This window comes from Cryobacterium sp. N22, from assembly GCF_002929555.1.
Lineage (GTDB): Bacteria > Actinomycetota > Actinomycetes > Actinomycetales > Microbacteriaceae > Cryobacterium.
Window position 1 is genome coordinate 172,156 of record NZ_PJJP01000032.1, and the last position, 9,355, is coordinate 181,510.

The window sequence follows — 9,355 nt, forward strand, 5'->3', positions numbered from 1 at the left end:
TTGGACCCCCTGTCGCGCCTGACGGTAGTCGCGGATGACGGTGCCCGCTACGCCCGGGCACCGAACCCGGCCGGATGCGCCGCGTAGACTGGCAGGACTCCCTGCGACGAAAGAGGTGCCCGCGTGGCGCATGCCCCGGCAGCAGCCGTCATCGGTACCCGGTACTGGACCGTGCCCATTGCGCGCGCCATCGTGGCCTTCGTGCCGGCGGCCGTCATCACGTTCAACGCCGACCACTCCGCCGATTTCGGGCTCATCGTGTTCGGCGCCTTCGCGCTGGTCAGCGGCCTGATCACCGGACTGCTCAGCTGGAAGACCGTCACCGACCCCCGCGACCGCAGCATTTTCGCCATTCAGGGCGTGGTCGGCGTTCTCGCCGGCGTGCTCGCGCTGGCCATGAACACCGGCGGGCTGGGCTTCTTCCTGTACATCGTCTCGGTGTGGGCCGCGGTCACCGGCGCTCTCGAGCTGTACACCGGCATCCGCATCCGCGGGCGTGGCCAGGTCGCCCGCGACTGGCTGGTCGTCGGGTCCCTCACCGCGGTGCTCGCGCTGGTCTTCCTGCTGCTTCCTCCGCACGCCGTCGTCGCGGTGGGGCTGCTCGGCGCCTACCTGGTGATCATCGGCGTCTACCTGGTCATCGCCGGCGTCTCCCTCTCGACCGCGCACGCGGATGCGCAACGCGACCTGGCCTCCACCTCCACAGATTCGGACACCCCGTGACCCAGAACACCCCGCACAAGCCCTCCAGGTCCGAGATCCTCAAGCCCATCGAGCTGGTCGCCATCTCCGCCGGAATGGGGCTCTTCGTCGGGCTCACCATCCTGCTGGCCACCCGCAACTGGGCGCTGTCGTCGATCGCCCTGGGCATCACCTTCATCGTGGCCCTGGTCGTCATCGCGATGCTCGCGCTGGGCATGAAGCCCGATGCGGCTGAGAAGAGCGACCTCGACGAGCAGAACCAGACCGGCGAGACCCCGGGACACTAGCCCGCTTCGCGCCGCCGCAGCGGCGGGATCCCCGGGCGAGCCGCCCCGGGACCCCGGCCGTGCGTACCTCAGCCCAGGTAGTCCACCAGCGGGTCGGCCAGGCCCACGTAGCCGGCCGGCGTCAGCTCGAGTAGGCGCGCCTTGGCGGCGTCACCGATCTCGAGCTCCTGCACGAACGCCACCAGGTCGGCACGGTTGATCCGCTTGCCGCGGGTGAGCTCCTTCAGCAGCGCGTACGGGTCGGCGATGGTGGAGCGCCCGGAGCTGACCTCGGCGCGGATGACGGTCTGGATGGCCTCGCCGAGGATCTCCCAGTTGGTGTCGAGGTCGTGCGCGAGAAGCTCGCGGTCCAGGTCGATCTCGCCCAGGCCCCTCACCAGGTTGTCCAGCGCGAGCAGGGAGTGGCCGAAGCCGACGCCGATGTTGCGCTGGGTGGTGGAGTCGGTGAGGTCGCGCTGCAGCCTGGAGGTGACCAGGGTGGCGGCCAGCGAGTCCAGCAGGGCGCTGGAGAGTTCGAGGTTGGCCTCGGCGTTCTCGAACCGGATCGGGTTGATCTTGTGCGGCATGGTCGACGAACCGGTGGCGCCGGCCTGCGGCACCTGACGGAAGTAGCCGATCGAGATGTACGTCCAGATGTCGGTGGCGAGGTTGTGCAGCACCCGGTTGGCGTGCGAGACCTTGCCGTACAGCTCGGCCTGCCAGTCGTGCGACTCGATCTGGGTGGTCAGTGGGTTCCAGCCCAGGCCGAGGCCCTCGACGAACTCGCGGGACACCGACGGCCAGTCCACGGCGGGGTCCGCGGCGACGTGTGCGGCGAAAGTGCCGGTGGCGCCGCTGAACTTGCCGAGGTACTCGTTGGCCTCGATCTGCTTCTGGATGCGCTCGAGCCTGTAGACGAAGACCGCCAGCTCCTTGCCCATGGTGGTGGGCGTCGCCGGCTGGCCGTGCGTGCGGGCCAGCATGGCGTCGGCACGGTACTCGCCGGCCAGGTCGCGGAGGGCGCCGATCAGGGCGCGGAACTTGGGCAGCCAGACCTCGCGCACGGCATCGGAGACCGTGAGGGCGTAGGCGAGGTTGTTGATGTCTTCGCTGGTGGCGGCGAAGTGGGTCAGTTCGCTGATCGACTCCAGGCCCAGCGGCACCAGGCGGCGGCGCATGAGGTACTCCACGGCCTTGACGTCGTGCCGGGTGACGGCCTCGAGGGCGGCGAGTTCGTCGATCTCGGCCTGCCCGAAGTCGGTGACGAGGGCGCGGAGGCCCGTCTTCTGGTCGGCGCTGAGCGGAGCGGACCCGAACAGGCTGCGGTCGGTGAGGGTGATCAGCCACTCCACCTCGACCTTGACCCTGGCCCGGTTCAGTCCGGCCTCAGACAGGTACTCGCCCAGTTCGGTGACGGCGGCCTGGTAGCGGCCGTCGAGTGGACTGAGGACCTGTGGGGGTAGAGGACTCATCGGACTCCCTGTCTGATTGCGGGTGCGAGCTGCGCGAAGAGCGCAAAATTGGCTCTCTCAATCATGCCTAAAACGGAGTCAAACAGCGCATCGTCGGAATAGTACGGGTCGGGCACGTCCCGCAGGGTGGCCTGGTCCCGGTCGAAGCTGAGCAGCAGCCGCACCTTGTTGCGGTCCCGTTCGGTCGGCGCCCAGTTGCGCAGGATGCGTTCCTGCGACCGGTCGAGCACCACGACGAGGTCGAGGTCGTCGAACCAGGTTGGGTCGAATTGCCGCGCCCGGTGGTGGCTGCCGTCGTAGCCGCGCTTGGCCAGCGCCGAGATGGTGCGGGTGTCCGCCTGCTCGCCGACGTGCCAGTCGCCGGTGCCCGCGGAGCTCGTCGTAATGAGCCGACCCAGACCGGAGCGCGTGACGAGGTCGCGCAGCATCACTTCGGCCATGGGCGACCGGCAGATGTTGCCGGTGCAGACAAAAATGATCCGGAATGGCGTCGACTCATCTGGACTGAGCGCCGCAAAATTCATGTGTCCATTGTGTTCCACATTCCCCTCCTCCACATCCGCCCCCAGGCGCGACTTTCCAGGGGTTGAGCGCAGACCACCCTCCCACGGCCGGGCCGGCCCAGTGTGGGCCGCGCAGTCGAAAACGAGGAGGCGCGATGGAATCACCGGGTGGCAGCATCCTGCCGGAGACGAGCGGCGGGCCGGATGCCGAAACCCTGGCGCGGCTGCGCGAGCAGCGGCGGCTGTTGCGAGGGGTGCGGGACGGCGTGGAGGAGTCGGGGCGTCGGCTGGCGGGCCAGGAATCCCCAGCGGCCTGGCGGTCGCCCGCCCAACGGGCATACGGCAGCCGCCGGAATGAGCTGAGCATCGACCTGTCCGGTGCCTGGCGGGCCCTGGACGATGCGCTGTGGGCCGTGGACGAGGCCATCGACAGGGTGAAGGCGGCGCTGTGACCGGCTCGGGCCCCGGCGCCGCACCCGGGGGAGGCGACGGGCCGCTCACGGTGTCCGGCGGCGGCAGCATCCAGGTCGCCACCGACACCGTGCTCGCCGAGATGGCGGCGCTGCGCCTGGTGCAGCGGGAGGCCGAGCAGTGGCAACAGCAGATCGGCCGGGTGCGGTCGTTGGGCGTCGGTGCAGCGCCGAGCTGGCAACCGGACGACCTCGGCGCCTGCGTCTTCGGCGCATCGGTGGCGATCGACGCCGTCGCCGCACGGAGTCGCGAGCTGGCTGATGCCCTCGACCAGGCCGCCGAGGAGTACGGCCGTCTCGAGTCCGGGCTGGATCTGGTGCTGCACGGCACGGGCGCCTGGCTGGCTCACACCCTGGGGGTTCTGGCGCCGGTGCTGGTGCTGTCCATGGCAACCCCGCTGGCCTTCCTGGCCGCCGGCTCGCTGCTGACCACCGCGGCGCTGGGCCGCACACCGTCGGTGCTGCCGCCCGCGCTCACCGACTGGCTGCGAGAGAATCCCCGGCTGCTCACCAATCCGGCGACGGTCACGGTGGTCCGGGCGATCGTGGGTTCGGCCGACGACGCGGTGCTGGGCCGGCTGGGCGTGCCGTACCCGGTGGCCGCGGCGCTAGGGGATGCGGGCGCCGGGCTGCTCGGGGCGCAGTCCTCGGCATTCGGGCTGCTCGTCGCGGCGCGGGCGGCGGGGATGCTGCGTGAGTCGCCCGTGCGGGTGAGCCGGGTGGGAGCCTCGGCCGACCCGGCGGGCGGGGCAGGGACAGCACGCCCCGGCGCGCCCGGCGGTGTCGGGTCCGGCCCGCTGGCCGTGCCCCTGCGAGGCACCGCGCCCGGTCACGCCCCGGGGCCGCTGCTGCCGCTGCCGTCGGCGGTGCCGTTGAGAGTGCCGCTGCGGGACCCGGCGGCCGGCTCCGGCGCCGGCTCTGCGCCGGCCACGCTCCCGCCGCCGAGACCGCCCACCGGCTTCGCCGACCTCGCCGACCGCATCCCCACCGAGGAGGACGGCGGCCAGGTGCGTATCGAGCGGTACGGCGATGCGGAGCATCCGTCCTGGCTGGTCTTCATCGGCGGCACGGTGGAATGGAGCCCGGCCGGCTCGACCGAACCGTGGGACATGGCCTCCAACGTCGCGGCCGTCGCCGACCAGGAGGCCGGCTCATATCGGGCGGTGCTGCAGGCCATGCAGGCTGCCGGAGTGCAGCCCGGCGACCCGGTGGTGCCGGTGGCGCACTCGCAGGGTGGGCTGATCGCCAACCAACTGGTCTCGCGCGGCGACGTCAACGCCGTGGGACTGGTCACCTTCGGGGCGCCCGAAACCGACCTGCCGCTGCCCGACGGCCTGCCGGCGATCGCGGTCGAGCACGACGACGACATCGTCCCCGCGCTGGGTGCCACGTCGCACGAGGACCAGCGCCTCTACGTGCGGCGGGAGCTCTTCGCCGGCCGGGAGGTGCCGGTGGACGAGGTGATGCCAGCGCACCAGTTGGTGGGCTACCGCGAGACCGCCCGGCTGGTCGACGGTTCGCCGGAGGCCCGGCTGGTGGCGTTCCGCGCGCAGCTGGAGGGGATCGTGGGCAGGGCCCCGGGGCAGCAGAGCGTCTGGCGGGCCGAACGGGTCGACTGACCGGGCGCGGCCTAGGAGCTGGCGTTGTTCAGCGGCCGAACGAGCAGGCCGAACAGCCAGCTGACGATGCCCAGGACGAACGCGCCGAGCACGCCCCACCAGAAGCTCTCGACGACCAGGCCGAAGCCGAGCAGGCCGGAGATCCACGCCACCAGCATCAGCAGCAGCCCGTTGACGATGAACGAGAGCAGACCGAGGGTGAGCACGTAGAGGGGGAAGGCGACGATCCGCACGAACCCGCCGATGAACCCGTTCACGAACCCGAAGATCAGCGAGATCAGCAGGTAGGTGAGTACGACCGCCGTCGTGTCCGGTGCGTAGGAGTCCACCCGCACACCCGCCACGATCAGAGTGGTCACCCAGAGGGCGACGGCGTTGACGATGAGCTTGATCAGGAAACTACCCATGCCTCCACTATGTCAGCCGGTACCGGTCCCCGGGCCGGTTTCCGTGGCGGCATATACGGCCGGAGCATGCGGCACCGCGAATATGTCCCGGCGTAGACTCGCCGAGTGAGCCCTTCTGACCAGCCCTCGGTCCGCCTGCGCCCCGAGATCGTTGCGCTGCCGGCGTACCGGCAGGGCAAGGCGGCCAACGCCTCCGCCTTCAAGCTCTCGAGCAACGAGAACCCGTTCGACCCGCTGCCCGGCGTGGTCGACGCGGTGAACGCCGTCTCGGCCTTCAACCGGTACCCGGATGCCTCCGCCCTCGCCCTCCGCGAGCGGCTCGCCGCCCGGTACGCGCTGACCGCCGACGAGGTGCACATCGGCGCCGGCTCGGTGGCGCTGCTCGCCCAGCTGATCCTCGCCGCGGCCGGTCCCGGCGACGAGGTGCTCTACTCCTGGCGCTCATTCGAGGCGTACCCGAGCCTGGTTACCGTGTCCGGCGCCACCAGCGTCACCGCGCCCAACCGCGCCGACCACGGCCACGACCTGCCCGCGATGGCCGCGCTGATCACCCCGCGCACCCGCGTCGTGATCGTCTGCAGCCCCAACAACCCCACCGGGGTGATCGTCACGGCCGACGAATTCGCGGCGTTCATGGCGCTGGTGCCCACCGACCTGCTCGTGATCCTCGACGAGGCGTATGCCGAATTCGTGACCGACCCGGCCGCCGTCGACGGCACGACGCTGCTGAAGCGCTACCCCAACCTCGTCGTGCTGCGCACCTTCTCCAAGGCCTACGGCCTCGCGGGCCTCCGGGTCGGCTACGGCCTGGGCCCTGTCGGCATCCTCGATGCCGCTCGCGCCACCGCGATCCCGCTCTCGGTCACCGGGCAGGCCTCGGCCGCCGCGTTGGCCTCGCTCGACGCCGAACCCGAGCTGCTGGCGCGGGTCGGCGTCATCGCCGAACGCCGTGACGGCATCCGCGCCGCCCTCGTGGCCGCGGGGCTGAACGTGCCGGTGTCACAGGCCAACTTCGTCTGGCTGCCGCTGGGCGAGGCGACCGCGGCGACCGCCGACCGTTTCACCGATGCCGGGCTCGTCGTCCGGCCCTTCCACCCGGAGGGCATCCGGGTCTCGATTGGCGAGGAGGAATCTGTGGCCACGCTCCTACGGATCGGCGCTGAGATTGTTCAGGATCTACCAACGGGGCACCCGGCCCGGCGGCTAGGTTAGTACGGTGCCAGTGACCTCCAACGACGCACCCGTGCGCACCCTGACCTCTCCCACCGTGCAACTCCTGTCCACGGATGGGACGTTCGCGCCGTCCGAATCGGCGGCCGAGTTCCTGCCCTACTTCGAGCGCCTCACCGAGGCCGACTACCGCAAGTTCTACCGCGACATGGTCGTGGTGCGGAAGTTCGACACCGAGGCGGCGAACCTGCAGCGCCAGGGGCAGCTCGCCCTGTGGGTGCCCAGCCACGGCCAGGAGGCCGCCCAGGTCGGCTCCGCCTACGCCACCCGGGCGCAGGACCACGTCTTCCCCTCCTACCGCGAGCACGTCGTGGGCATGATCCGGGGCCTGGACATGGTCGACATCCTGCGAATGCTGCGCGGCGTGACCCTGGGCGGCTGGACGCCGGAGGAGCACGGCAACTTCCACCTCTACACGCTGGTGCTCGCCTCGCAGACCCTGCACGCCACCGGCTACGCCATGGGCATGCAGCTGGACGGCGCCACCGCGACCGGCAACCCCGACACCGATGCGGCCGTGATCGTCTACTACGGCGACGGCGCCTCCTCGCAGGGCGACGCCAACGAGGCCCTGGTCTTCGCAGCCAGCTACCAGACCCCGCAGGTGTTCTTCATGCAGAACAACCACTGGGCCATCTCCGTGCCCGTCTCCCGCCAGTCGCGTACCCCGCTGTACCTGCGGGCCGGCGGCTTCGGCATGCCCGGCATCCAGGTCGACGGCAACGACGTGCTCGCCAGTTATGCGGTCACCGCGAAGGCCATGGACGACGCCCGCGCCGGCCACGGGCCGTCGCTGATCGAAGCGCTGACCTACCGTGTCGGCGCCCACACCACGGCCGACGACCCCACCAAGTACCGGGACCCCGACGAGCTGGCCTACTGGGTCGCCCGCGACCCGATCGAGCGGTTCCGCAGCTACCTCAAGGGCCTCGGCGTCGAGCAGGAGTTCCTCGACTCCGTCGACGAGGAGGCTGCTGACCACGCCGCGGATGTGCGCCGCCGCGCCCTCGAGATCACCTCGCCGGACCGCTCCATCATCTTCGACAACGTCTACGCCGAACCGCACCCGCTGGTGGTCGAGCAGAAGGCCTGGCTCGACGGCTACGAAACCTCGTTCGACGGGAGTGAGTCCTGATGACCACGCAGGAAACCACATCCGCCGCCGACGCGCCGACCCGCGCGAACCTGCCCATGGCCAAGGCCCTCAACGCGGGGCTTCGCCAAGCGATGCTGAACGACCCCAAGGTGCTCATGATGGGCGAGGACATCGGCCCGCTCGGCGGTGTCTTCAGGGTGACCGAGGGTCTGCACGCCGAATTCGGTGAGAAGCGGGTGCTCGACACCCCACTGGCCGAGTCCGGCATCATCGGCACCGCCATCGGCCTGGCCATGCGCGGCTACCGGCCGGTCTGCGAGATCCAGTTCGACGGCTTCGTCTTCCCCGGCTTCGACCAGATCACCAGCCAGCTGGCCCGGATGCGCAACCGGCACGAGGGCGGCGTCACCATGCCCGTGGTCGTGCGGATTCCCTATGGCGGCCACATCGGCTCGATCGAACACCACCAGGAGAGCCCGGAGGCGTACTTCGCGCACACCCCGGGCCTGCGCGTGGTGAGCCCGTCCAACCCGCACGACGCCTACTGGATGATGCAGGAGGCCATCGCCTCGAACGACCCGGTGATCTTCTTCGAACCCAAGAGCCGCTACTGGCCCAAGGGCCAGGTCGACCTCACCGCGGCCGGCACCCCGCTGCACGCCAGCAAGGTCGTGCGCACCGGCACGAGCGTCACCGTCGTCGGCCACGGCGCCATGGTGAGCGTGCTGCTGCAGGCCGCCGAACTGGCCGCGGCGGAGGGCATCAGCCTCGAGGTCATCGACCTGCGCTCGATCTCGCCGATCGACTACGCACCGATTCTCGAGTCCGTGCACAAGACCGGGCACCTCGTCGTGGCGCAGGAGGCCGCCGGCTTCGTCAGCGTCGGCTCCGAGATCGCGGCCACCGTCACCGAGCGGGCGTTCTACTCGCTCGAGGCGCCCGTGCTGCGGGTGTCCGGGTTCGACACCCCGTTCCCGCCCGCCGCGGTGGAGACGCACTTCCTACCCAGCCCCGACCGGGTGCTCGAAGCCGTCGACCGCTCCCTCGCCTACTAATCATCCCCCTGCCGGAAAGGCACCCCATGAGCGTCTCCCGATTCACCCTCCCCGATGTGGGCGAGGGCCTGACCGAGGCCGAAATCGTCGAGTGGAAGGTCGCCCCCGGCGACACCATCTCGATCAACCAGGTGCTCGTCGAGATCGAAACCGCCAAGTCGCTCGTTGAGCTGCCGTCGCCGTACGTGGGCGTCGTCGGCGAGATCCTCGTGGAACCGGGCACCACCGTCGACGTGGGCACGGTCATCATCACGATCCTCTCCGAGGCCGGCGCCACCGACGACACGGCACCCGCCGAGCCCGCTCCGACTGCCGCCAACCCGGCCGACGACGACCTCGCCGCCGCCACCCAGGATGCCGGCGGCACCATCTCGCAGGAACCCGCCGAGGAGTCACCGGCCGTGCTCGTGGGCCGCGGCGCCGCCGCATCGATGCCCACCCGCCGCCGCCGGCACGTGGTCCCGACGTCGGCGCACGAGGCTCTCGCGGCCGCGCCGACCGCACCCCCGCAGGGCGGCCCGGCGGCCTCGGGGCC

11 protein-coding genes are annotated in these 9,355 nt (G+C 70.6%); 8 read left to right on the forward strand and 3 right to left on the reverse strand.

Going from position 1 to position 9,355, the window contains the following annotated elements:
- The first annotated feature begins 123 nt into the window (after nucleotides 1-123).
- Both CXY76_RS08300 and CXY76_RS08305 read left to right on the forward strand, forming a co-directional pair.
- A complete protein-coding gene (locus CXY76_RS08300; protein ID WP_146073408.1) occupies nucleotides 124-723 on the forward strand; it encodes a DUF308 domain-containing protein in 600 nt (199 codons plus the stop codon).
- Nucleotides 720-989 (forward strand): hypothetical protein, encoded by a 270-nt coding sequence (locus tag CXY76_RS08305; protein ID WP_104163758.1) that lies wholly within the window; start codon nucleotides 720-722, stop codon nucleotides 987-989. Before CXY76_RS08300 ends, CXY76_RS08305 begins: the two co-directional genes overlap by 4 nt.
- Before the next feature lie 68 nt (nucleotides 990-1,057).
- Here CXY76_RS08305 and purB read toward each other — a convergent pair whose 3' ends face one another.
- On the reverse strand, nucleotides 1,058-2,440 hold the full coding sequence (gene purB / locus CXY76_RS08310) for an adenylosuccinate lyase (RefSeq protein WP_104163759.1): 1,383 nt from the start codon (nucleotides 2,438-2,440) through the stop codon (nucleotides 1,058-1,060).
- Nucleotides 2,437-2,964 carry a low molecular weight protein-tyrosine-phosphatase gene (locus CXY76_RS08315; RefSeq protein ID WP_104163760.1) on the reverse strand — a complete coding sequence of 176 codons (528 nt, stop codon included), beginning with the start codon at nucleotides 2,962-2,964 and terminating at the stop codon, nucleotides 2,437-2,439. Before CXY76_RS08315 ends, purB begins: the two co-directional genes overlap by 4 nt.
- Nucleotides 2,965-3,098: 134 nt before the next feature.
- Between CXY76_RS08315 and CXY76_RS08320 the strand changes: the two genes are divergently transcribed.
- Together CXY76_RS08320 and CXY76_RS08325 are read left to right on the forward strand one after the other, a co-directional pair.
- Nucleotides 3,099-3,395: a hypothetical protein gene (locus tag CXY76_RS08320; RefSeq protein WP_104163761.1), complete on the forward strand. Its 297-nt coding sequence runs from the start codon at nucleotides 3,099-3,101 to the stop codon at nucleotides 3,393-3,395.
- Nucleotides 3,392-5,032 (forward strand): hypothetical protein, encoded by a 1,641-nt coding sequence (locus CXY76_RS08325; RefSeq protein ID WP_104163762.1) that lies wholly within the window; start codon nucleotides 3,392-3,394, stop codon nucleotides 5,030-5,032. Before CXY76_RS08320 ends, CXY76_RS08325 begins: the two co-directional genes overlap by 4 nt.
- 11 nt (nucleotides 5,033-5,043) lie before the next feature.
- On the opposite strand, the gene CXY76_RS08330 is transcribed toward CXY76_RS08325, so the two are convergent.
- Nucleotides 5,044-5,439, reverse strand: a complete 396-nt coding sequence (locus tag CXY76_RS08330; protein ID WP_104163763.1) for a phage holin family protein — start codon at nucleotides 5,437-5,439, stop codon at nucleotides 5,044-5,046.
- A gap of 105 nt (nucleotides 5,440-5,544) precedes the next feature.
- On the opposite strand from CXY76_RS08330, the gene CXY76_RS08335 reads away from it, so the two are divergent.
- The 4 genes from CXY76_RS08335 to CXY76_RS08350 form a co-directional block, all read left to right on the forward strand.
- Complete coding sequence (locus CXY76_RS08335) at nucleotides 5,545-6,651, forward strand: histidinol-phosphate transaminase (RefSeq protein WP_104163764.1); 1,107 nt, start codon at nucleotides 5,545-5,547, stop codon at nucleotides 6,649-6,651.
- A gap of 4 nt (nucleotides 6,652-6,655) precedes the next feature.
- The gene (locus CXY76_RS08340) at nucleotides 6,656-7,804 is read left to right on the forward strand and encodes a thiamine pyrophosphate-dependent dehydrogenase E1 component subunit alpha (protein ID WP_233199649.1); all 1,149 of its coding nucleotides are present in this window, start codon (nucleotides 6,656-6,658) and stop codon (nucleotides 7,802-7,804) included.
- The gene (locus tag CXY76_RS08345) at nucleotides 7,804-8,820 is read left to right on the forward strand and encodes an alpha-ketoacid dehydrogenase subunit beta (protein WP_104163765.1); all 1,017 of its coding nucleotides are present in this window, start codon (nucleotides 7,804-7,806) and stop codon (nucleotides 8,818-8,820) included. The genes CXY76_RS08340 and CXY76_RS08345 overlap by 1 nt, the downstream gene beginning before the upstream one ends.
- A gap of 26 nt (nucleotides 8,821-8,846) precedes the next feature.
- Nucleotides 8,847-9,355: biotin/lipoyl-containing protein (locus CXY76_RS08350; RefSeq protein WP_304481751.1), on the forward strand; the 509-nt coding region annotated here is incomplete at its 3' end.

Coding starts and splice junctions, on each gene's coding strand:
- purB (WP_104163759.1), bottom strand. CDS start 2,440: ATGAGTCCTCTACCCCCACAGGTCCTCAGTCCACTCGACGGCCGCTAC.
- CXY76_RS08315 (WP_104163760.1), bottom strand. CDS start 2,964: ATGAATTTTGCGGCGCTCAGTCCAGATGAGTCGACGCCATTCCGGATC.
- CXY76_RS08320 (WP_104163761.1), top strand. CDS start 3,099: ATGGAATCACCGGGTGGCAGCATCCTGCCGGAGACGAGCGGCGGGCCG.
- CXY76_RS08330 (WP_104163763.1), bottom strand. CDS start 5,439: ATGGGTAGTTTCCTGATCAAGCTCATCGTCAACGCCGTCGCCCTCTGG.
- CXY76_RS08345 (WP_104163765.1), top strand. CDS start 7,804: ATGACCACGCAGGAAACCACATCCGCCGCCGACGCGCCGACCCGCGCG.